Origin of the sequence: Mesorhizobium sp. M1088, from assembly GCF_040318575.1 — a bacterium.
Taxonomy (GTDB): Bacteria; Pseudomonadota; Alphaproteobacteria; order Rhizobiales; family Rhizobiaceae; genus Mesorhizobium.
Window position 1 is genome coordinate 25,223 of record NZ_JAMYMO010000040.1, and the last position, 22,413, is coordinate 47,635.

At 62.9% G+C, this 22,413-nt stretch carries 21 protein-coding genes; 11 read left to right on the forward strand and 10 right to left on the reverse strand.

What is annotated here, in order from left to right:
- Positions 1–165: 165 nt before the first annotated feature.
- On the forward strand, positions 166–2,352 hold the full coding sequence (locus NKH49_RS28820; RefSeq protein WP_352928955.1) for a putative Ig domain-containing protein: 2,187 nt from the start codon (positions 166–168) through the stop codon (positions 2,350–2,352).
- Positions 2,270–3,046: an autotransporter outer membrane beta-barrel domain-containing protein gene (locus tag NKH49_RS28825; RefSeq protein WP_352928973.1), complete on the forward strand. Its 777-nt coding sequence runs from the start codon at positions 2,270–2,272 to the stop codon at positions 3,044–3,046. Before NKH49_RS28820 ends, NKH49_RS28825 begins: the two co-directional genes overlap by 83 nt.
- Before the next feature lie 87 nt (positions 3,047–3,133).
- Here NKH49_RS28825 and NKH49_RS28830 read toward each other — a convergent pair whose 3' ends face one another.
- Positions 3,134–3,523: an RcnB family protein gene (locus NKH49_RS28830; protein ID WP_352473947.1), complete on the reverse strand. Its 390-nt coding sequence runs from the start codon at positions 3,521–3,523 to the stop codon at positions 3,134–3,136.
- A 378-nt stretch (positions 3,524–3,901) separates the two neighbouring features.
- Here NKH49_RS28830 and NKH49_RS28835 point away from each other — a divergent pair, with 378 nt between their 5' ends.
- The 3 genes from NKH49_RS28835 (at position 3,902) to NKH49_RS28845 (ending at position 7,217) form a co-directional block, all read left to right on the forward strand.
- On the forward strand, positions 3,902–5,566 hold the full coding sequence (locus NKH49_RS28835) for a Na/Pi cotransporter family protein (protein ID WP_352473946.1): 1,665 nt from the start codon (positions 3,902–3,904) through the stop codon (positions 5,564–5,566).
- A gap of 132 nt (positions 5,567–5,698) precedes the next feature.
- Positions 5,699–5,908 (forward strand): DUF2061 domain-containing protein, encoded by a 210-nt coding sequence (locus NKH49_RS28840; protein WP_352473945.1) that lies wholly within the window; start codon positions 5,699–5,701, stop codon positions 5,906–5,908.
- Positions 5,909–6,035: 127 nt separating this feature from the next.
- Positions 6,036–7,217, forward strand: coding sequence for an MFS transporter (locus tag NKH49_RS28845; protein ID WP_352473943.1), 1,182 nt, complete (start codon positions 6,036–6,038; stop codon positions 7,215–7,217).
- A gap of 2 nt (positions 7,218–7,219) precedes the next feature.
- Here NKH49_RS28845 and NKH49_RS28850 read toward each other — a convergent pair whose 3' ends face one another.
- Both NKH49_RS28850 and NKH49_RS28855 read right to left on the reverse strand, forming a co-directional pair.
- Positions 7,220–7,777 carry a GNAT family N-acetyltransferase gene (locus tag NKH49_RS28850; protein WP_352473942.1) on the reverse strand — a complete coding sequence of 186 codons (558 nt, stop codon included), beginning with the start codon at positions 7,775–7,777 and terminating at the stop codon, positions 7,220–7,222.
- 56 nt (positions 7,778–7,833) lie between these two features.
- Positions 7,834–8,283, reverse strand: coding sequence for a GatB/YqeY domain-containing protein (locus tag NKH49_RS28855; RefSeq protein ID WP_292658734.1), 450 nt, complete (start codon positions 8,281–8,283; stop codon positions 7,834–7,836).
- A 320-nt stretch (positions 8,284–8,603) separates the two neighbouring features.
- On the opposite strand from NKH49_RS28855, the gene carA reads away from it, so the two are divergent.
- Positions 8,604–9,821, forward strand: coding sequence for a glutamine-hydrolyzing carbamoyl-phosphate synthase small subunit (gene carA, locus NKH49_RS28860; RefSeq protein ID WP_352541094.1), 1,218 nt, complete (start codon positions 8,604–8,606; stop codon positions 9,819–9,821).
- A 55-nt stretch (positions 9,822–9,876) separates the two neighbouring features.
- Here carA and NKH49_RS28865 read toward each other — a convergent pair whose 3' ends face one another.
- The 3 genes from NKH49_RS28865 to mntR all read right to left on the reverse strand — a co-directional run bounded on the left by NKH49_RS28865 (position 9,877) and on the right by mntR (position 12,892).
- Positions 9,877–11,145 carry a TCR/Tet family MFS transporter gene (locus NKH49_RS28865; protein ID WP_352683610.1) on the reverse strand — a complete coding sequence of 423 codons (1,269 nt, stop codon included), beginning with the start codon at positions 11,143–11,145 and terminating at the stop codon, positions 9,877–9,879.
- Between the two features lie 150 nt (positions 11,146–11,295).
- Positions 11,296–12,213 (reverse strand): KPN_02809 family neutral zinc metallopeptidase, encoded by a 918-nt coding sequence (gene ypfJ, locus NKH49_RS28870; RefSeq protein WP_352473939.1) that lies wholly within the window; start codon positions 12,211–12,213, stop codon positions 11,296–11,298.
- A gap of 223 nt (positions 12,214–12,436) precedes the next feature.
- Positions 12,437–12,892 (reverse strand): manganese-binding transcriptional regulator MntR, encoded by a 456-nt coding sequence (mntR, locus tag NKH49_RS28875; protein WP_023678308.1) that lies wholly within the window; start codon positions 12,890–12,892, stop codon positions 12,437–12,439.
- A gap of 235 nt (positions 12,893–13,127) precedes the next feature.
- Between mntR and NKH49_RS28880 the strand changes: the two genes are divergently transcribed.
- Together NKH49_RS28880 and NKH49_RS28885 are read left to right on the forward strand one after the other, a co-directional pair.
- On the forward strand, positions 13,128–14,495 hold the full coding sequence (locus NKH49_RS28880; RefSeq protein ID WP_352450711.1) for an Nramp family divalent metal transporter: 1,368 nt from the start codon (positions 13,128–13,130) through the stop codon (positions 14,493–14,495).
- A gap of 151 nt (positions 14,496–14,646) precedes the next feature.
- A complete protein-coding gene (locus NKH49_RS28885; protein ID WP_352928957.1) occupies positions 14,647–15,300 on the forward strand; it encodes a dihydrofolate reductase family protein in 654 nt (217 codons plus the stop codon).
- Between the two features lie 53 nt (positions 15,301–15,353).
- Here the strand turns inward: NKH49_RS28885 and NKH49_RS28890 are convergent, their stop codons facing one another.
- Positions 15,354–16,223, reverse strand: coding sequence for a LysR family transcriptional regulator (locus NKH49_RS28890; RefSeq protein WP_352928959.1), 870 nt, complete (start codon positions 16,221–16,223; stop codon positions 15,354–15,356).
- Between the two features lie 93 nt (positions 16,224–16,316).
- Here NKH49_RS28890 and NKH49_RS28895 point away from each other — a divergent pair, with 93 nt between their 5' ends.
- A complete protein-coding gene (locus NKH49_RS28895) occupies positions 16,317–16,916 on the forward strand; it encodes a LysE family translocator (protein WP_352541090.1) in 600 nt (199 codons plus the stop codon).
- Here NKH49_RS28895 and NKH49_RS28900 read toward each other — a convergent pair.
- Both NKH49_RS28900 and NKH49_RS28905 read right to left on the reverse strand, forming a co-directional pair.
- Positions 16,891–17,103, reverse strand: a complete 213-nt coding sequence (locus tag NKH49_RS28900) for a hypothetical protein (RefSeq protein ID WP_352774821.1) — start codon at positions 17,101–17,103, stop codon at positions 16,891–16,893. The two genes, NKH49_RS28895 and NKH49_RS28900, sit on opposite strands and share 26 nt — an antisense overlap.
- Positions 17,104–17,249: 146 nt before the next feature.
- On the reverse strand, positions 17,250–18,428 hold the full coding sequence (locus NKH49_RS28905) for an MFS transporter (protein WP_254820339.1): 1,179 nt from the start codon (positions 18,426–18,428) through the stop codon (positions 17,250–17,252).
- A 193-nt stretch (positions 18,429–18,621) separates the two neighbouring features.
- On the opposite strand from NKH49_RS28905, the gene NKH49_RS28910 reads away from it, so the two are divergent.
- Together NKH49_RS28910 and NKH49_RS28915 are read left to right on the forward strand one after the other, a co-directional pair.
- Positions 18,622–18,978: an ArsR/SmtB family transcription factor gene (locus tag NKH49_RS28910; protein WP_023719360.1), complete on the forward strand. Its 357-nt coding sequence runs from the start codon at positions 18,622–18,624 to the stop codon at positions 18,976–18,978.
- A 94-nt stretch (positions 18,979–19,072) separates the two neighbouring features.
- Complete coding sequence (locus NKH49_RS28915; RefSeq protein WP_352928961.1) at positions 19,073–19,819, forward strand: metallophosphoesterase family protein; 747 nt, start codon at positions 19,073–19,075, stop codon at positions 19,817–19,819.
- A gap of 86 nt (positions 19,820–19,905) precedes the next feature.
- Here the strand turns inward: NKH49_RS28915 and NKH49_RS28920 are convergent, their stop codons facing one another.
- Positions 19,906–22,332: a DNA/RNA non-specific endonuclease gene (locus NKH49_RS28920; protein WP_352928963.1), complete on the reverse strand. Its 2,427-nt coding sequence runs from the start codon at positions 22,330–22,332 to the stop codon at positions 19,906–19,908.
- Between the last annotated feature and the right edge of the window lie 81 nt (positions 22,333–22,413).

Consider the following 22,413-nt stretch of genomic DNA (forward strand, 5'->3'; position numbering starts at 1 on the left):
CTGCCACACCGCGGCGGGAATAGTCTCAAGCTTACCTGACCCGTGGCTTCAAGATTGACTTTGCATGAACTCGCCAATCTAGATGATCATAAGCAAAGGCGACTCGTCCGGAATTCAGCGCCCGTAGAGAGCAGGCCCGCCGGTCGGGGGATTTTGGGGGACGGGGTGACCGTAGCTCTGGATGCGCATGTCACCATGCGGCTGCGGCGTTTGCCGTTGTCCGCACTTTCCTTTCTGTTGTCGTCGATTTTTCTGCTTTTGTTCGCAACGCTGAGGCGCGCCCTCGCCGCCATTCTCGTGTTCGTGCTCGTGCCGACCGCGGCGTTCGCGCTGCCGACGGTGACCATCAACCAGGCTGCCGGCCAGAGCGATCCGACCGGTTCCTCACCAATTCGGTTCGACGTGGTCTTCAGCGAGCCGGTGACCGGCTTCAATGGCAGCGACGTGGTGCTTTCCGGCACTGCCGGCGCCACCACCGCGTCCGTTACCGGCTCCGGCAGCTCCTACAGCGTTTTGGTCAGCGGCATGACGGGTTCAGGGTCCGTCGTGGCCACAATACCGGCCGGCGTGGCAACCAACGCCAGCGTCGATCCGAACGAGCCCTCGACCAGCACCGACAATACCGTCACCTACAATCTGCCGCCACCACCGCCGCTGACAGTGACCGTCAACCAGGCTGCCGGCCAGAGCGATCCGACCGGTTCGTCACCAATCCTCTTCGACGTGGTCTTCAGCGAGCCGGTGACCGGCTTCAGCGGCAGCGACGTTGTGCTTTCCGGCGCCGCCGGCGCCACCATCGCTGTCGTTACGGGCTCCGGCAGCACTTTCAGCGTCGCGGTCAGCGGCATGACGGGTTCAGGGTCCGTCGTGGCCACAATACCGGCCGGCGTGGCAACCAACGCCGCCGTCGATGCGAACGAAGCCTCGACCAGCACCGACAACACGGTCACCTTTACACCGCCCGTGATCACGGTCTCGCCGCCGTCATTGCCCAGTCCGGTCTACAACCAGGCCTATTCGCAGCAGCTGACGGCCAGCGGCGGTATGACGCCCTACACTTTCGCGCTGACGTCCGGAACCCTCCCGTCGGGCATCAGCTTCGACGCGGCCGGTCTGCTCTCCGGAACCCCGACTAATACCGGCACGTTCAACCTGGTCGTGGCGGCAACCGACGCAAACGGTTTCATCGGTTCGAAATCCTACACGCTGATCATTGCCGAGCCGACCGTCGAGCTGACGCCGGCATCCTTGCCAAACCCCATATACAACCAGGCCTATTCGCAACAGCTTGCGGCCAGCGGCGGCGCGGTGCCTTATACTTTCGCGCTGACGTCCGGAACCCTCCCGTCGGGCATCAGCTTCGACGCGACCGGTCTGCTCTCCGGTACCCCGACCAATACCGGCACATTCGACTTCACCGCAGTTGCAACCGATCAGAATGGGAAATCCGGTTCCAAGGCCTATTCGGTGACCATCGACAAGCTTGGCACCACCACCTTGGTCGTTTCCAGCCTCAACCCTTCCAATCAGGGCGATCAGGTCACTTTCACGGCAACGGTTTCGGCTCCCGGCAACCCGCCGCCGGCCGGAACGGTCACCTTCAGTGTCGACGGCTCGCCCGCCGCTACGGTCGCGCTCGCCGGCGGTACCGCCGCCCTGACGACGTCCGCCCTCCCGGTCGGCACCCGTCAGGTCGTCGCGACCTACAATGGCGACGCGAACAACGCGACAAGCACCTCCAGCGCGCTCGCCCAGGAAGTCCACGCCCTGGGCTCCATCACCATCCGCCAGACCACCGACAGCGGCGACGGCTCCTTCGGCTTCTCCTCGCCGGCGCCCGGCCTCAACTTCACCATCGCCACCAGCAGCGGCTCCGGCGACGGACCGGCCGTTTCGCTGCCGACCGGCTCCTACAGCATCACCGCCGCCGACATGACCGCCGCCGGCTTCGCCTTGACCTCGATCAGTTGCAACGATGGCGATTCCGTCGGCAATGTGGCGAACCGCGGCTGTGATCAACATGGCGCCCGGCGAAAGCGTCGTCTGCACGTTCGCCAGCACCAATTCACGCGAAAATACCACGGCGCTCATCAAGGAATTCATGGAGACACGCGCCAGCCTCATCCTGGAGAACCAGCCCGACATCCAGCGCCGCATCGACCGGCTCGACGGCGTCGCCGGCGGCGGCAGCCCAGTGGCCACCCTGCTCGCGTACCTGCCCGGCATGGCCGACACCAACTCGGTCAATGTCAGCGCAAGCCTTGCCTCCATGCGGCGGCTTGGCGGGGAAGATGCCAACAGCCTGTTCGACATCTGGTTCGAAGGCACTTACAGCCGCTTCGACATCAATGACCAAGACGGCAAATTCGCCCTCGCAACCTTCGGCGCCGACTATCTGGTCAGCCGCAATCTGCTTGTTGGCGCCTTCGTCCAGATCGATCGTACCGACGGCTTCACCGGCAGCGGCGGCGGAACCGCCGAGGGCACCGGCTGGATCGCCGGGCCTTATTTGACCGCTCGGCTGACGGACAATCTGTATTTCGATTTGCTCGCCGGAGCTGGAACATCCTCGAACAGCGTCAGCCCCATGGATACCTACACCGACGGCTTCGACGCCAGCCGTTGGCTGGTCAGCGCCACGCTGCAAGGGGAATGGCAATATGACGCCTGGACCTTCTCGCCGCGGGCGCGCTTCTCCTATTTCGAGGAAAAATCGGGAGCCTATGTCGACGGCCTGAACGTCCCCATTCCCTCCGTCACCGCCGGCCTCGGCCAGATCGCCTTCGGCCCCGGCGTTTCCTATCGCCATGTCACGGATGACGACGTTACCCTCGACTTTAACCTGCGGCTCGACGGCGTCTTCGACATAAGCGACACAGCGACCGAAAGCGGCGCCGACAATTTCCATGGCCGCGTCGGAGCCGGCGTCGATACCCGCATGCCGGGCGGCATGCGTCTCGGCCTCTCCACCAGCTATGGCGGCATCGGCTCCGATTCGGCGAAGTATTTCAGCGGAACCGTGAAACTTTCGGCCGCGCTGAATTAGGATCAAGATGGACCAATGAAAAAAGGCGGCCTTGGCGGGCCGCCTCTCTTTCATTGACCAGCGCCGTGCCGGTCAGACGTTCCGCGGTCACTGCGTGGCGATGGCGCCGAAGATCAAGCCGGAAAGAACGCTGACCAGCAGATAGTCATTGCCAACCCGGATCCATTCCTGCCCGGGACCCGGACGGCGCAGGCCATAGTGGCGATAGTCGCGGATCGGCTGGTGACGCTTCCAGCTGGAATATCTCTGGCCGTTGCGCCAATGGCTGCGCTTCACAACGATCTTCTTCTTCACTAGGACGCGCTTGTTCACGTCGACATGCTTGTTCACGTCGACATGCCTGCCAGGCTTCTGCCAGTCGACCTGGCTGTAGTTCGACTGCGGCGCGTTTGGTGTGTTCAGAGGTGCGGCCTGGCCCTGCCAGGTGGTTGCAGCCAGCATCGAGAAGGCAATGGCGGAAAGAACGATGCGTTTCATGGCGGGTACTCCTTGGTTGTCGATGCCTACGGAATAGAGCCGGAAGGATGAACCGAAACTGAACACCGAGATTACGTTTTCGTAATGATTTCTTACATTTAGAACGACTAATTCAGCGCTACCTTTAAAGCGGGCGCCCGAGAATGGACGCATGACCCGCCGCAACTCCGCAGGCTATGCAACCATTTTGTCAGCCATCCATTTCCGACACGCCCCGTCGCGTGGCAACACGCGTCCGAACCGGGCAAAATTTATTATTCGGCTAAAATAAATCGGAGTAATATCAACCTCTGCAATGTCCACGATTCGCGCCCACTTTTGCCTCTTTGACTTCACCGCGCCCGCGTCGCTGGCACCTGTCGCGTTGCGGGGCCTGGCATGAGTGGCTCGGTCGTCTTGCTGCACCTGGCCGGTGCGGTCGCACTGATGCTGTTTGCCACCCGTCTGGTGAAGACCGGCGTCGAGCGCGCCTATGGCGATGTGCTGCGCCACAAACTGCGCGCCACAATGCGCAATCCGTTCATGGCGGTTCTGGCCGGCTGCGGCCTGGCTGTCGCGCTGCAAAGCTCGACCGCCGTCACCTTGCTGGTCGGCTCGTTCGCCGGCTCCGGTATTGTCAGCGGCATGTCGGGCCAGCTTGCGGTGCGCGGCGCCGAGATCGGCTCGGCACTCGTGGTCAAGCTGCTCACCTTCGATCTGTCGCTGCTGGTGCCGATCTGCCTGGTCGCCGGCACCGTCATGTTCATGGCCACCGAGCGGCGCGACTGGCGCCAGTTCGGCCGCATCCTGGTCGGCATCGGCCTGCTGCTTCTGTCGCTGGAGATGATCGGCCAGGCGTCGGAGCCGCTGCGCCAGAGCACGCTGATGCCGCTCATCGTCGATTACTTCTCCGGCGATCCGGTTACCGCCTATCTTCTGGCGGCGTTGGTCACCTGGCTGTTCCATTCCTCGATCGCCGCGGTGCTGCTGATGGTGACGCTGGCCGGCCGCGGCTTCATCCCGCCCGAACTCGGTATCGTGCTGGTGCTGGGTGTCAATCTCGGCTCTTCGATCATCGCGCCGCTTCTAACCCGCAACGCAGAACCCGGCGTTCGTATCGTGCCGATCGGCAATCTCCTGATGCGCGGCATGGGTTCGCTGATCATGCTGATCCTGTTCCTGACGTTCAAACCGCCGGTCGCCTTCTTGGGCAACACGGTGCCCGAGCAGATCGTCAATGCCCACATTGTCTTCAACATCCTGATCCTGATCGCCGGCCTACCGCTGGCGAGCCTGGTCTATCGCGCCTCGGAAAGGATCGTGGCGTTGGGCACCAAGCCCCAGGCCGCCAACGCGCTCGACGTCGTCGAGCTTTCGGCGCTCAACGAAAGTGCGCTCGACGTGCCGAGCCAGGCATTGGCCAACGCCACCCGCGAGGTGGTGCGGGTCTGCGAAACGGTCGAGATCATGCTGAAACGGATCATCGAGCTCTATGAGAGCGCCGATGCCGACAAGATCGGCGCGCTGGCCGCACTCGACGACCGTGTCGACAGGAAGCACGCTGCGATCAAGCTCTATCTGGCCAGGGTCACCAAGAACCCGCTGAGCGAGGACGAGGCGCTGCGTTGCCAGGAACTGATCGGCGCCTGCGTCAAGCTGGAGCAGGTCGGCGACATCATCGTGCGCAACATGCTGGTCCACGTGAAGAAGAAATTCGAGCGTGGGCTGGAGTTCACGCCGGAAGGCTGGCGTGAGCTTTGCGCCTTCCATGCCTTGGTGCTTGCCAATGCCAGGCTTGCCTTCAACGTGCTGGTGTCCCGCGATCCGGAGACCGCTCGCCAGTTGGTGCTGGAAAAGGACCGGCTGCGCGACCGCGAGAAGGAAACCAGCCAGAGCCATTTCGTGCGGCTGCGCGACGGCACCGCCAAGAGTGTCGAGACCAGTTCCATCCATCTCGACACCATTCGCGACCTCAAGCAGATCAACTCGCTGCTCGCCTCGATGGCCTATCCCGTTCTTGAAGAACGTGGCCTGCTCACCGGTTCGCGGCTGAAGGCCGGATAGATTGCATCCACAGGCCGGGAAGCTTCACAACATCGCCTATGAAAATTGCTGTGGGCCAATGCGCAGAAATTATCTTTGCGCCACCTCCTGTCTGTCGGCTAAAGATCGCCGCATCTACCGGAAGGAAAGTCGATGGACACCCATTCTCGCAGCTTCGCCAAAGCGCTTTCCTGGCGCATCACCGGCACCATCGATACGATGATCATTTCGCTCGTCGTGACCGGAAGCATTAAGCTCGCCGCTGCCATCGGCCTGACCGAGGTCGTCACCAAGTCGCTGCTCTACTATTTTCACGAACGTGCGTGGCTGAAAATTCCTTACGGGAGGAAGGCAGCCGCCTAGCTCTTGCCTCCGCGCGGACGCCTGACCGGCGATCAAGAAAAGCTAAAGCGGCGTCGACAATTTCTGGATTGCCCGCTGCCCTCATCCGTGGTTTGAGGCGACCTTATCTGAGGATCGCCTTTCCGCCATGCTCCCCCTCATTGCCCTGTTCATTGCCGCCTTCGCCTTCGGCACTACCGAATTCGTCATCGCCGGCGTGCTGCCGCAGGTGGCGGAGGGCCTTGGTGTCGCGATCCCGACCGCCGGCTATCTCGTTTCCGGCTATGCCGGCGGCATTGCAGTCGGCGGCCCGCTGCTGGCGCTCGCCACCAAAAGCTTCTCCCGCAAGGCCCTGCTGCTTGGACTGACTGCAGCCTTCACCATCGGCCAGGCCGCCTGTGCGCTGGCGCCCGACTTCGCCTCGATGCTGCTGTTGCGGATAGCGGTGGCCGTCGCGCATGGCGCCTATTTCGGCGTTGCCATGGTGGTGGCCGTCGGCCTCGTGCGCGAAGACCAGCGCGGCATGGCGGTGGCGCTGATCCTGTCCGGCCTCACCGTATCGAACGTAATCGGCGTTCCGGCCGGCACGGCAATCGGCAACATCTGGGGATGGCGTGCGACATTCTGGGTGATGTGCGCGCTCGGTGTGGTGGCCTTCACGGCAGTCGGCGCCCTGCTGCCGCGCAAGACGGGATCGTCGAGCCCGTCGGCGAGCCTTGGAAGCGAGGTCCGTGTGCTCGCACGCCAGCAGGTCTGGACCTCGCTCATTATTATGCTGATGCTGATGATCGGCCAGTTCGGCCTGTTCACCTACATCACGCCGACGCTGCTTGAGGTCACCGGCCTCGACGAGAAATGGATACCTTGGGTGCTCTTGCTCAACGGGGTCGGCGCAACGATCGGCGTCTTTGTCGGCGGGCGGCTCGCCGACTGGAAGCTGATGCCGTCGCTTATCGCCATGCTTTTCCTACAGGCGGCAATGCTCGCCTTGATCTACGCTGTCGGCCCTTACCCGCTGCCGATGGTGATAGCGATCTTCGTCTGGGGCGGCCTCAACTTTGCCATCGGCACGCCGATCCAGACCCGCATCCTGACCTGGACCGCGGACGCCTCCAACCTTGCCTCGTCGCTCATCCCGTCGGGCTTCAATGTCGGCATCGCGCTCGCCGCATCGCTCGGCGCGGCGATGCTCAATGCCGGCTATGGCTATCGCAGCCTGCCGGTGGTTGGCGCGATCGCCATGCTGGTCGCCGTCGCGGTTGCGCTTGCCTCGCATGTCTGGGAATGGCGAAGCCGGGCTGCGCCGCCGCTGCCGGCTGCCGCCGAATAGGGCTACAGATCGATCCGGTAGCGCAGGCTTTCCGCGCCGCCATAGGCGGCGTCCTCGAAGAAACGCCCGACCAGCCGGCCGCCATTGGCCAGAACGACCTTCTGCGAGGGCACATTGTGAGGCTTGCAGGTGATTTCGACGAAGGGCAGGCCAACCGCCCTCGCCTCCACCAGCATCAGCCGCAGCGCCTCGGTCGCATAGCCGCGTCCCCGTTTCCACGGCACCACCGCATAGCCGATGTGGCCGAGCACATGCGACGGCAGCGACGCGGTGCCGTGCTGCCAGCGCAGGCCGATTGAGCCTGCGACTTCCCCGTCCCAGATCCAGCGCCGGAATCCGGGCAGCCGCGGCACCGTCGAACCGTCGGGCAAGGTGATCGGCGGTCCCTTGCCATCGGAATCGTCGAGATCGCCAAGGAAAGTCGCTGGATCCTTTTCGATAGCCGCAAGCTGCTCGCGCGTCGCGTCGAGCAGCCGCACATTGTCCGGCGACCAGCCGCGCTCGAGGGCCGCCTTGTAGGACGGCAGGTGTTCAAACGCCGGTTTGACGAGTTCGATCACGGGCGCGAGCTTTTGGCTGCCGGATTGCGGGCGCGACGGCAAGGGCCTTCGGCGGCTTACTGCAGCAGGCTCTTGACGATGCCGCTCGCCTTGGAGAAATCCATCTGGCCGGCGTATTTTTCCTTGAGCGCCGCCATCACCTTGCCCATGTCCTTGACGCCGCTGGCACCAGTCTCGGCGATGGCGGAACGGACGGCGCTTTCCGTCTCGGCCTGGCCCAGCTGCGTCGGCAGGAAGTCGCGGATGATGGCCATCTCGTCGCGCTCCTGCGCTGCAAGCTCCGGCCGCTTGCCGTCATCGAACGCCTTGGCCGATTCTTCGCGCTGCTTCACCATCTTGGCCAGGATCTGCAGGATCTCGTCATCGCTCGCCGGCTCCTTGCCGGCGCCGCGATTGGCGATGTCGCGATCATGGATGGCCGCCTGGATCAGCCGCAATGTCGGCAGCCGGCGCTTGTCCTGCGACTTCATCGCGCTCTTCAGGGATTCGGCGATTTTGCCTCGCATGGTGCTTTCTCCTTCGAATGCGGCGGACAATAGTCGTGCCGATAGCTCAAGGCAAACTCGATAGCGTCCGGCAAACCGCTGATATTATTCGACGAAATAAATCTAGGCTCGCACGGCGCGGCATCATTGACCGCCTTGGCGCCTTCCCCTATGTACTGGGCCTTGCATGAAATTGAATTCTAGTGCACGTCGCCCAAAAATGCGCAGCGGTTTTGGGCAACGACAGGCACAAATGAAAACCTAGCGCGCCGAGGCTGTAAGATCGCCGCTTCGCGCCTTTTGTTGCGCCGACTGAGGGCGCAACCTTTAGGAGTGCCGCCATGGCTACGATGACAGCCGCGTCGACCCCCCCTTGGGCCAGCGAGAGGCCGACAGCCCTGCTGGTGCTGGCCGACGGCACTGTCATAGAGGGCCGTGGTCTGGGCGCCGCCGGCTCCGCCGTCGCCGAGGTCTGCTTCAACACCGCGCTGACCGGCTACCAGGAGATACTCACCGATCCATCCTATGCCGGCCAGATCGTCACTTTCACCTTTCCGCATATCGGCAATATCGGCACCAATGACGAAGACACCGAAGACCTCAACCCGCTGGCCCGCGCCGGCGCCGTCGGCGCCGTGTTCAAGGCCGATGTCACCAACCCGTCGAATTACCGGGCCGGAACCGGTCTCGACCAGTGGCTGAAGAAGCGCGGCATCGTCGCACTTTCAGGCATCGACACGCGGGCGCTGACCGCGCTGATCCGCGAAAAGGGCATGCCCAATGCCGTCATCGCGCACGCGCCCGACGGTATCTTCGACATCGATGACCTCAAGCGCCGCGCCGCCGCATGGTCAGGGCTTATCGGGCTTGATCTCGCCAAGGAGGTGACCTCCGGCCAGTCATCAGTCTGGCGCGAGACGCCTTGGGTCTGGAACGAGGGCTTTGGCGAACAGGCTGATCCGTCGATGCACGTCGTTGCCGTCGACTACGGCGTCAAGCGCAACATATTGCGCCTGCTGGCCGGCCTCGGCGCCAAGGTCACTGTGGTGCCGGCAAAAACCGGCGCCGAGGAGATCCTGGCGATGCGGCCGGACGGCATTTTTCTATCCAACGGCCCTGGCGATCCGGAAGCCACCGGCGACTACGCCGTTCCGGTTATCCAGGATCTGTTGAAGACCGAAATCCCGCTTTTCGGCATCTGCCTCGGCCACCAGATGCTGGCGCTGGCGCTGGGCGGCAAGACCGCAAAAATGCATCAGGGCCACCACGGCGCCAATCATCCCGTCAAGGACCACACCACCGGCAAGGTCGAGATCGTCTCGATGAACCATGGCTTTGCCGTCGACGCCGACTCATTGCCGAGCGGCGTCGAGGAAACCCATGTCTCGCTGTTCGACGGTTCGAATTGCGGCATTGCGCTCACCGGCAGGCCGGTCTTCTCGGTCCAGCATCATCCCGAAGCCTCGCCCGGCCCGCAGGATTCGCACTATCTGTTTCGCCGCTTCGTCAATCTCATCCGCGAAAAGCGCGGCGAGCCGGCACTGGCCGAGCGTGTTTAGCGCATTGCGTAAAAACGGATTTGATTGACGGCGCCGGCCGGGCTCCCGGCGCCGATCAAGCCCCGTCCGTCACGGCTTCCTGCGTGTGCATGCGTTTGACTTCCTTCGGCGTCGGCTTGGCCACCCTGGTGACGAAGACGACGAGCGCCAGCGTGAGGAAAATCGCGCCGAGCAGATAGGGGGCACCGCCGAAAACCACGGGCGCGTTCGGGCCCGTGAACCAGGAAAAGATCGCCGTATAAAGCAGCGGTGTGATGATCGACGTAATCGAGAAGATCGAGGTCATTGCGCCTTGGAGTTCGCCCTGGGCGGAAGGTGGCACCTTGGCGGCCGCCAGGCTTCTGAGCGGCGGGTCGGCCAACGCCTCGAGACATCCGACGACGATCACTGCATAGATCATCCAGCCTTGTGACGCGAAGGCGTAGCCGAAGGCGCTGAGTGCGGTAAATGCCAGACCGATTACCGCCGTCTTCCACTCGCCGAGCTTAGGGATCACGCGCGGCAGGACTGTCGCCATGACGATCGCCCCGCACAGGCCGAAAGCGCCGAGCGAGAAGCCGATCTGTTGTTCGCTCCAGCCATAGCGATAACTGGAGACGAACGACCAGACCGCAGGATACATCATGTGCCCCAGCGTCATCAGAAAGAAGACAAGTCCGATCCAGCCGATACCTTCGTAGTTGCGCATCTGGACGAGCGTGCCGACCGGGTTCGCGCGTTTCCACTCGAAGCGGCGACGGTGCTTGTTATCAAGTGTTTCCGGCAACAGAAACAGCGCGATCAGAAAGTTTGCGAAAGCAAGCCCGGCAGCGAAATAGAACGGCACACGCGGCCCGAACGTGCCGAGCAACCCGCCCAGAACCGGCCCGATGACGAAGCCGACGCCGAAAGCAATGCCGAGCAGCCCGAAATTCTTCGCACGATTTTCGTCGGTCGAGATATCGGCAATGAATGCCGATGTCGTGGAATAACTGGCGCCGGAAATGCCGGCCAGCACGCGGCCGATGAACAGCATCGGATAGGACCAGGCGATAGCGCAGATCAGATTGTCGATAGCGAACGTCAGCACCGAGGCAAGCAGGATAGGCCGCCGCCCGAACCGGTCGCTCAACCCGCCCATCACTGGTGCGAAAACGAACTGCATCGCCGCATAGACGAAGAACAGCCAGCCGCCCTCGATAGCCGCCTCGCTGATGCCGACGCCGGTCAATTCCCTGAGATAGGCCGGCAGCACCGGCATAATGATGCCGAAGCCAATGATGTCGAGCAGCAGGGTGGTGAAAACAAGCGCAAGGCCCCGCCTGGCGGTTTTGGGGTCTATCATGATGGTATCTCCTCGGGCCGCCCAAGCTAACGGGAACACACCTTATAGGCGAGCACATCGCTGGGAACAATGAGGGAACGGGCAGAGTGCTTTCATCCTGACATCCCCTGACTGCGATCCAGTCTCTCGGATTACGAGAAAACCGTCGGCTCAGATCGGGTTGTTGAACGTGTCGCAGTCCGAAAGCTTGCCGTTCTGGAAGCCTCGCGCCAGCCAGGTCTGCCGCTGCTGCGACGTGCCGTGGTTGAAGCTTTCCGGCACGACGTAGCCCTGCATCTTCTTCTGCAGCGTGTCGTCGCCGATCTGCTTGGCGGCGTTCAGTGCCTCCGCCATGTCGCCCTGTTCCAAGATGCCTTTCTGACCGGTGAAATGCGCCCAGATGCCGGCAAAGCAGTCGGCCTGCAACTCGACCTGCACCGACATGTGGTTGGCGTCCGCTTCGCCCATGCTCTGCCGCATCTGGTTGAATTTGGGCAGGATGCCGACGAGGTTCTGCACATGGTGGCCGACCTCATGCGCGATCACATAGGCCTGTGCGAAATCGCCCGAGGCACCGAACTGCTGATCGAGCTGCTGGAAGAAGGTGGTGTCGAGATAGACTTTGCGATCGTTGGGACAGTAGAATGGTCCGGCCGCTGACGAGGCAGAGCCGCAAGCAGAGCCGATCCGTCCGCTGAACAGGACCAGTTTTGGATCTTGATAGGTCAGGCCCTCGGACTGAAAAATACCGGTCCACGTGTCCTCGGTCTCGGCCAGCACAGTCGACACGAACTGCTTCATCTCGTCGGAGGCGGGCGCACCGGTGCCGCCGCCTTGCGCACCGCTATTGTCGGTGATCTGACCGCCGCCGGGCTGCAAGCCGCTGTTATCGAGGATCTGACTCGGGTCGAAGCCGAAATACCACCCTGCCAGGAAAATCAACCCTACGATGATAATGCCCGACATGCCGCCGCCGCCCGCGCGACCGCCGATCGGGATGCGAAACTGCCCCGGCCCGCCGCCAAGCCCGCCGCTCTGGCCGCGCTCGTCCTCGACATTGTCACTCTGACGACGGCCCTTCCAGAGCATGGCAACCCCCGTGATGCAATTTTCCGGCCGATCGGGCCGTGTCCCGGTTCGATCGGACACGACAACAATTATCTCAACGGTTACGCCAAGTCACAGTATTTTTCGTGCGAACAAGCAATGCTTGCTGACGCTTGCCTGCTCTGGCCGAGACATCGCAAGGTCTGTGCCGTTCACCCTGCTCGTGGGAAGCGAGTCGCGCGAAGAGATACGCTGGCCGTGCTTTTCAGCGGGCGGCGATTATTGCCTTGCGAAAGGCTTCGAGCGTCTCGGCGCTGACATGATGCTCGATGCCCTCGGCGTCGATGCGCGCCGTCTCGGCGCTGACCCCGAGCGAGCGCAGGAAGGCCTCGACCGTCTGGTGGCGAATGCGGCTCTCTTCCGCAACCTTGCGGCCGGCATCGGTCAGGAACACGCCGCGATAAGGCTTCCGGGAGACCAGCCCGTCGGCGCACAGCCGCGTCAGCATTTTCGCGACCGTCGGCTGAGCGACGCCGAGCCGTGCCGCGATATCGACCTGGCGCGCCTCGTTGCCATCCTCGATCAGGTCGGCGATGAGCTCGACATAATCCTCGACCAGCGCGCTGCGGCGCGCTTCACGCGTCTGCCTGAAGCCTTCCGAGTGGATTTCTGCGTCAGGCAGCGGCTTTTCGCGAGGAACCGGTCTTTTCTTCAGCGCCAATACGCGCTCCTCCCGGCAGTTTGAATCGACATTGCGGTCATAACACGGAACCCTATTGGTTCTGGCCGTTTATTTCCATTCGGCGGCCGGCGCAACCGGCGTTCACTGCCGTTCAGGCCGCACGCCAAGCGGCCACAAGAAAAAGCTCAGACAATGAAATATAGCATATTGCATAATGTTCAGCCGTGGCATAGATAAGGAGACAACATCGATCGTTCCAGTGGAAAGCCATTTCATGTCGGAAGCCGAAGCCACCTCAGCCCCCCGGTCCATGTGGCGATTTGCCCGCCCGGAGGACGACGAGCAGCCCAGCCTTCGCGAAGTCAACGCAACGATCGCGGTGCCGCACTCGGGGATCTGGCTTCGCCGGCTGTTCGCCTTCATGGGGCCGGGCTACATGGTTTCGGTCGGCTATATGGATCCGGGCAATTGGGCGACCGACCTCGCCGGCGGGGCCCAATTCGGCTACACGCTGCTTTTCATCATCATGTTGTCGAACCTGATGGCGATCCTGCTGCAGGCACTCGCCGCCCGGCTCGGCATCGCCACCGGCCGCGACCTTGCGCAGGCGTGCCGCGCCTATTATCCGCGACCAGTCAATTTCATGCTTTGGGTCGCTTGCGAACTGGCCATCATCGCCTGCGACCTGGCCGAGGTCATTGGCACGGCGATCGCCTTGCAACTGCTGTTCGGCATTCCGCTGATAGGCGGCGCCATCATCACCGCGCTTGATGCCTTCCTGCTGCTGCTGCTGATGAACAAGGGCTTCCGTTTCCTCGAGGCCTTCATCATAGCGCTTTTGATTATCATCTTCGGCTGCTTCGCCATCCAGATCTTTGCCGCCGCCCCGCCGGTCGGCTCCATCCTGCATGCGATGTTCGTGCCGTCGTCCGAGATCGTCACCAATCCGGCCATGCTCTACATCGCCATCGGCATCATCGGCGCCACGGTGATGCCGCACAATCTCTATCTGCATTCCTCGATCGTGCAGACCCGCGCCTATGAGCGCACCGATCGCGGCAAGCGCGACGCCATCAAATGGGCGACGACCGACTCGACCATCGCGCTGATACTGGCGTTGTTCGTCAATGCTTCCATCCTGATCGTGTCGGCGGTGGCGTTCCACGGCACCGGTCATCATGACGTTGCCGAGATCGGCCAGGCCTTCGAGCTTCTGTCGCCGCTGCTTGGCCTCGGCATCGCTTCCATCCTGTTTGCCGTAGCGCTGCTCGCCTCCGGCCTGAACTCGACGGTGACGGCGACGCTCGCCGGCCAGATCGTGATGGAAGGGTTCTTGCGGCTGCGCATCCCGCAATGGGCGCGCCGCCTGCTGACGCGCGGCATCGCCATCATTCCGGTGGTGGTGGTCACCGCGCTCTATGGCGAGAAGGGAACCGGCCAGTTGCTGGTCTTCAGCCAGGTAATCCTGTCGATGCAGCTCCCCTTCGCTGTCGTACCGCTGGTGCAGTTCGTCTCGGACAAGCGCAAGATGGGCAATTTCGCCATTTCGCGCGCTGTTGCCGTGCTGGCCTGGGTGGTCGCCGGGCTCATCCTGGTGCTCAACTTCAAGCTGCTCTACGATACGGTCGTTGGCTTGGGCTGAGCGTTCTCGGCTCCAAGCTGAGACGATAAGGTCGGCAGTCACCTGCCCCCGGTCCTAGAAATTTGCCGGCCGCTGTCGGACAAATGTCCGTTCGCCCGTCCTTGGCTCGAACTCCGGCCATGACGGCACGGACCAGGGAAAGGGAGCTCCAATGAGGAAGATCATCGCCGCAACATTCGTCAGCCTCGACGGCGTCATGCAGGCGCCCGGCGGCCCGCAAGAGGACCCTGTCGGCGGCTTCAAATTCGGCGGCTGGACGTTTCACTACTGGGACGATGTGATGGGCGCCGCGATGGGCGAGACGTTTTCAAAACCGTTCGCGCTGCTTCTCGGCCGCAAGACTTACGACATCTTCGCCGCCCACTGGCCTTATCAGAAGAATGATCCGATCGCCGACATCTTCAACGCCGTCACCAAATATGTGGCGACGCACAGGCCGGATTCGCTGTCCTGGCAAAACAGCCAGGCGCTCGGCAGGGATGTCGCGGCGACGTTGCGCCGGATGAAGCAGGAGGACGGCCCCGACCTGCTCATCCAGGGATCGAGCGAGCTGATCCAGACCTTGCTCGCCAATGACCTGATCGACGAGATCAGCTTGCTGACCTTCCCGCTGGTGCTGGGCAAGGGCAAAAAACTGTTCGGCAGCGGCACGATACCTGCGGCCTTCAAGCTGACCCGTTCGCAGGCATCGACCACCGGCGTCCTCATGGCGAGCTATGAACGCTCCGGCGAGATCAAGACCGGGTCATTTGCCACGGAGCAGCCGTCCGAAGCCGAGATCGAACGGCGCAGGAACTGGAAGTAGATGCCGCGGGGCGATCAAGGATGGCTGAACACTGGCCGTCCTTATTGCTGTTTTTAAGCTGCCTCTCGTCGCCCTGCCAACCCATCGCGGAGGTGGCCCGCGAATGCCAGTGCAGCCGGCGCGACGTCGTACTTCGGCAAATGCAGATTGATCGAAAAATTCGGCAATGACGGCAGCTCCGGATCGTTGGCCAAAATGTCGAGGTCGACAGGCACGGTCGACGCCAACCAGGTGGTGACGGCCAAGTCCGAACGCACTGTCGCCGTCGTCGCGTCGATGCTGCCGTTTTCGAATACGGTGCGCCATTCCAGCCCATGCGCGCTAAGCGCCTCCAGCACCACCGGGCGGAACGCACAGGTCTCGGCGACCATCGAAACCGGCAAGGGGCGTTTGCTGCGGGCGGCGCCGCCTTTGGCGCCGACCCAGACCAGCCGGTCGACAACAAGGCATTCGCCGGCCGACCGACCGATCGGCTCCTCGATCACCGCGAGCTCTATCGTGCCGGTCGCCAAGGCTGCGGCCAACTCTGGCGACGAAGCACAGACAAGCGAGATCTCGACCTGCGGATAGGCCTCGGCATAGGCCTTCAGCACCGGCGCAAGCAAGGTGCCGACAAGGTCGTACGGCACGCCGAGCCGCACCTGACCGGCAACCGCATCGCCCGCCATCTCCGCCAAGATCTCGTCATTGAGGGAAAGCAGGCGCTTGCCCTTGCCGAACAATCGCTCGCCGGAGCGGGTCAATCGCAATCCGCGCCGATCGCGATCGAACAGGCTGCAGCCGAGAACCTCTTCCAAACGCTTGATCTGCTGGCTGACGGCACCCTGCGTCAAATGCAGCGCGTTGGCCGCCGCCGTCATGCTGGCCTTGTCGGCAACGGTGACGAAGGTTCGAACCAGGGCAGTATCGAGGTTGCGGGGCATCCGGCTATTATATTTGCTAATGCATGTCATAGCAAACATTGCATTTACTGATGAGCCGAACAGCCTACCGGTGCAGGCTTCAAAGGAAGCAGCATGTTTGAACCTGTCCTTCCCCTCGTCCTGTTCGCGCTGGTCTCAACCTCAACGCCCGGCATGGCCACGACCTTGTCGACGGCGTCCGGCGCGCAGTTCGGCTTTCGCCGCTCTATCCCGCTGATGGCCGGGAGTGCGGCCGGCCTGGCCACGGTGGCTGCGGCAGGTGCTGCCGGGCTCGCCGGTCTGCTGGCCGCCGCTCCTTCGCTGCAACTGGCAATGAAAATGGCCGGTACCCTCTATCTGACGTGGCTTTCCCTCAAGATCGGCCGCAGCGGTCCGCCCAATCTGGACGTGGCCATGGCAAAGCCGAACAGCTTTTTGGGCGGCGCCGGCCTGCAATGGATGAACCCAAAGGGCTGGGCCATGGGGCTGGGAGCGGCGGCATCCTTTGCCGGGCTCGCCAACGGGCCGCTGCAGCTCGCCTTGCTGCTCGGCACGGTCTTCGGCCTTGCAGCGGCCCTATCGCTGGCAGCATGGTGCGTGGCGGGCACGCTGCTCGCCGGGTTGCTGCGAACCGAGCGGCAGTGGCGCATGCTCAACGCCGTGCTTGGCCTGCTGCTGGCCGCCTCGATCATCCCGATGTGGCGGACAGCGTAAGATCAGTCTTTAGCCATGTCAGGCAGCGTAACGCGCCGCCGGCTTGCCCGCCAGAAGACTGCCGACGAAGCCTTGCGGACGCGAAGAAAGGCACCCCCCCGGCAATATCGGCAAGACCCGGTGCCGTGAATGCTTCACCCTTTGCCAGGCCAACCAGCGCTGCATCGACCAGATCGTCGGCGGTCATGACGATTTCTTGCGGAACGTCGGCGAGGTCGCTTCCGGCAACTTCCCAGAATTCGGCACTGGACGAAATCGCCGCGCTGGATTTTGACGCACCGCCGCCGCGACTTCAACTATCGGCGGCCGGCAGCCAAGCTTTGCCCACAAGCCTTACTCGGCCGGCATCGCCACCGGACGCGCCGCCAGATGGCCCGCCAGCACTACGCCCAGACCGATGATCGGGAACGCCGCCGCGACCACGCCGAGGTCGGCCGGTGCGCCATAGCGCAGCACAGCGGCGCCGACCACGGCACCCAGTGCCACGCCGAGATAGAGCGCCGAAGCGTTCAGCGACAGCACGATGGGCGCGGCATCGGGCGCCAGCTTGATAATGCGGCTGGCCTGCGCCGGCGGGAATGCCCAGCCGACGATGCCCCACGGCACCATCATGGCCATGAGCGCCGGCCCGGCGATCTCGCGCGGCAGGAACATCGGGATCAGCGAAAACGTGACCAGCATGGCGGCACTCAGCGCCAGCGACCAGCAGACGGTGCGCGTCGCGCCGAAACGGTCGGCGGCCTGACCGCCGCCGATATTGCCAATGACCGCGCCAACGCCAAAGGCGAGCAGCATTCCGGGAAGCGCGATCGGGTTCAGTCCGCCGCCTTCGATCGCCAGCGGCGCGACAAAGGCAAAGACGGTGAAGGCGCCGATCAGCGCCAGGATCGTCGTCACCAGGATAGGCATGACGCCGGGGCGAAGTGCCGCTGCAAGCCGCATCCGGAGCGGCAGCCTGGTGCCGACGATGCCGCGCGGCAGCCGGTACCACAGGATCGCGCCGGCGAGCGCACCGAGGCCGGCGATGGCAAAGAAGGTGCCGCGCCAGCCGGCAACCGTTGCAACGAGCGCGCCGAGCGGTGCTCCGACCGCGACCGCAACCGTAGTGCCGCCGACGACCACGGCAATGGCGCGGGCGCGGTGATGATCGTCGACAAGCGCAACGGCCGTTCCCTGTGCGGTCGCCGCGAACAAGCCTGACGACAGCGCCATGACGATGCGCGCGATCAACAGCAATTCGAAGGAGGAGCTTAGCGCCGCGGCGACGTTGCCCAACACGAAGAACACCAGCGTCCACAGGATGACGCGGCGCCGGTCCCATTCGCCGGTCAGCGTTGCCAGGATCGGCGTGCCGATCGCATAGGCGAGCGCAAACGCGGTGATCAGCGTGCCGGCGAGCGGAACGGAGATGGCGGCATCCTTTGCAATGTCGGGCAAAAGGCTGGAGATGACGAAACCTTCGGTCGAAATCGTGAACGATCCGAGCGCAAGCCAGATGAGGCGCTTATCCATGGCAATTTCCTTAGTTCAAAGGTTATTGAACAATTGGACATAACAGGGCATGATGTCAATAAAGCCGCTGCAAAATAGCCGAACCATCCTGACAGCCCGGTGTCAGGACGGGGCGACGGAACGAAACTATGTGTCCATTAGCCACGAGAGGAGATGCGTTGAAATCGGCTCCGAATGTGCTTAATTCCTGGGCATGACCTTGCCCCATCCCACCGCCGACCAGATCAGCCTGCCGAACGTGCTTGCCGTGCTCGGCGACCCGACGCGACTGGCCATCGTGCGCTATCTCGCCAGCAAAGAGGGCGTTCCGCTGAATTGCAGCCGGTTCCTCGATCTCTGCTCGAAGACCAATCTGAGCTACCATTTGGCCAAGCTGCGTGAGGCCGGCGTCACCCGCACCGAGGCGGTTGGAACCAGCCGGCTGATCACGCTGCGCCGTGACGATCTCGACCGCCGCTTCCCGGGCCTGCTCGACAGCGTGATTGCCGCGGCCGGCGACGACGCATCGTTGCCGGCGGTTGGCGGCCACGAGATCGAAGTCCGCGCCTGAACGACCCGAAGCTGGGTTCCGCTCTCGCCCGCTTCGCGAGACGAGCAAACTAGCTTCACCTGCCCTCCAGCCATTCCAATTAACGGAGCCTGCCATGCGCATTGCCGTCCTCGCCGACATCCACGGCAATGTCCTGGCGCTCGACGCCGTGCTCGATGATCTGCGGCAGCGCGGCGGCGCCGACCTCATCGTCAATCTCGGCGATTGCGTTTCCGGCCCGCTCTGGCCGCGCGAGACCATGGAGCGGCTCGAGACGCTCGACCTGCCGACGGTGCGCGGCAACCACGACCGCCGCGTTGCCCGCGACACCGCCGACGAGACCATGTGGCCGTCCGACCGCTACGCGCAGGAACGGCTGACCGCAGGCCAGCGCGAGGCGCTGTTCGCGCTGCCCCTCACGCTGGAAGTCGCGCCCGGCATACTCGCCTTCCATGCCCGGCCCGACCACGACGAAAAATACCTGACTGATGCGATCGTCGACGGCCGGCTGGTGCGCGCGCCGCTGGTCGCAATCGAGCGGCGCCTCGGCGCGATCGATCCCGCCTGCCGCATCATGCTTTGCGGCCACAGCCATCGCAGCGAGCTGGTCCGCATTCCCGGCGGTCCGGTCATCTTCAACCCGGGCAGCATCGGCTGCCCGGCCTATCACGATGATACGCCGCCGGCGCATGTCTCCGAGCAGGGCTCCCCGCACGCCCGCTACGGCATCGTCGACTTGCACCCCGACAGTTTCGAAGCCATCGCCGTCGATTATGACCACGAGGCGGCGGCGCGCCAGGCCGAGCAGGCGGGACGGACCGAATGGGCTCACGCGCTGCGCACCGGCTTCATGCCGGGCTGAGCTTGCTCATCCCAGGCTGAGCTTGCTCATGCCTAGCTGAACGGATGACCGCCTTCGAGCGGCAGAAGTCGCGACCGGTCCAATCTTCAGTCGTCAGACGCCGATCGCTTCGATCGCTTGGCAGGACGTCGGGCGCTGGCCGCCGAAGTCTTGGACGCCGATGTCTTGGACGTCGAAGTCTTGGTCGCCGAAGCCTTTGGCCGTGACGTCTTGGGCGCCAGTTGCGTTGGGTTGAAAGTCTGTGCTGGGGCGGATTCGGAACCGGCCCGAATGTCGGCGTCGCGCACCTGCTGGCCAAAGTTCAGGCCGGTCAGCTCTTCAATCTCGGCCACCGTCGAAAGGAACTCCGATACCCTGGCAATTTCAAGCGGGTCATCGAATGCCTCGGCACGCTCGCCGAACGCTTCGGGCATCACTTCCAAAACCGGCTTCTGGTCCGCCAGCAGCGCGATGGCGCGCAGGCCAGCTTGATCGGACCACAGCGCGATCTTCCAGAACTTCAGCGGAACATGGCTGTCGAAGCGGTAGGGAGGATCGTCCTCGCCGAACACTGGCCCGGCAAACACCGTGACACGGCCTCGCGTCGTATAGGCGTTGCGCAGCACATAGGTTTCTACCGCGCGCCATCTCAACTTCCCTTTGGAGCCGGGATGGTTAAGCGAGCTTCCTTGATTGAAGAAGCCGACTTGCGGCGCAGCATTGGTATAAAAGAACGTGTCGCGTTCTGCCGCGACCGCCTCCTGATCGACGCCCCATGCGGGGTCGCCGCGAAGTGTAATATGGCCCTTCTGGAACATTCGAGCGATTCGTTCCTTGGATTTTGCGACGGGAAATCCAGGGACATTCTGGCTCGAATAGAATTCCTGGTTCATCTGCTCGCCAAGGTCGATGCGCCGATCGGGCCGGAAAGCATCGCTGGCTTCCGAACCGGAAATCGACTCCACCCCCAATTCGACAAGCGACGGGTTGTCGATGACCGTCTTGTCCTCACGATTGACCGCCTTGGTGCGGGATCCATCGATATTGCAGGCGGTGACGAAGGCAAGCCTGCGATCGGCGTTCATCAAGATCGAAAAATGATGGTAGCGCAATTCGTGCGGGTCCTCTCCCGGTTTGGCAAGAAGGTTTTTGGCCAACCGGTAGGGTGAATTGGCAACCGTCGGCATTGCCAGGACAAAGCCCGGTATGAAGCCGGGCTCATACCCTCCACGATCGTCGAAATCCTCTGTTTTCCAACCCGCGGCCTCGGCGATGGCCACCTTCCCGGGTTCGCTTGCCGGGCCTTTGCCGTCGTTTCGTCTCGCATCGCCTCCGTCGCGGTCGATCAGCGGCGCCCGGACATTTATCTCGACGGGAAAAGTCCAGGTGACCGAGCCATCGGCATTGTGTCTCGTCGCCGGCCGATTGCGATCCGGTTCCGGCCGCTGCACCGGCTTGTCCGGCACATCTTCGCGAATATCGGCGTTCAGCCGAACTGTCTCGTCCATCATGCGCGGCATGCCGGCCCAAATCGCCAGAACTTGCGAAACCGCCGATGCCGAGGAGCCCGGCAGCTTGGACTTTCTAGCACCCAGATCGTCAACGATGGCGCTGATCCGTATGCCTTCGTTGATCTCGCGCGCAAGCGCATAGCCACCTATGCCCGTCACCTCGTGGAACGGGCCGGCCCAATGGTGCAGGGCGATAGGTTCCCATTCATTGTTGAAGACCGGGGAGCCGGAAGAACCCTGTTCGGTGTCGGCGACATAGTGCAGCACTTGCACCGTTTCGTCGCGGGCCACCAGCCGGTTTTCACGCAACACCAGTTCCTTGAAGCGGCCATCGGGATGCTGGACGATGTTGGCGATTTCGCCGAGCATATGCTTGTCGCGCGCATCCGACAGCGAGATAAAACCGAACTCCCCCAGTTCCTTTGGGCCGGAACGCCGCTCGCCGACTCCGATCAGCGTATAGTCCAGACCCTCTATGCTATCGCTCACGAAACAGGATTCAGGATCGAACAGGAACGTCGTCGGCGTACGCACGGCATTCGCACCGTCCTGCTCATAATCGAACTGGACCTGGAAGCGCCGGGAATCCGCCGGCGACGAAATCACATGGTTGTTTGTGAGGAACAACCTTGGCCCGACCAGAAAACCCGATCCTTGCGGATTGCCGTTGAGAAAGGCAACGCGGCCAACCGCATCGGCAGCACGGCGCCCACGCTCGAGGAATGCGACCCCGATGAAATCGAGCGTTGGGCCGAGAATAGCCTCCGGCCCTGGCTGCTTGGCGGCGGCCTTTCTTTCCCCGGCAGACCTCATGTCAATTGCTGCCGATATCATCTCCGCTTCGGTGCGGCTGAGCGACGCCTTTACCTGCAACCTGTCGAGGCGCCTGGAGAGGGTCTGTTCGGCGGCCAGCGGATTGCCGTTGGCGATGTGACCAAGTGAAGTCTCAATCTCGGCGCGCGTTTTCTTGATACGCTGGCGAACTATGTTTTCCACCTGCGCAAATATTTCAAGGTCGACCATATTGCCCTCCTCAACCTTACTTGAGAGAGTGCATATTTACATGAAATGTGCAATATTTTGCCGGCTGTTAGTTCACGGAAG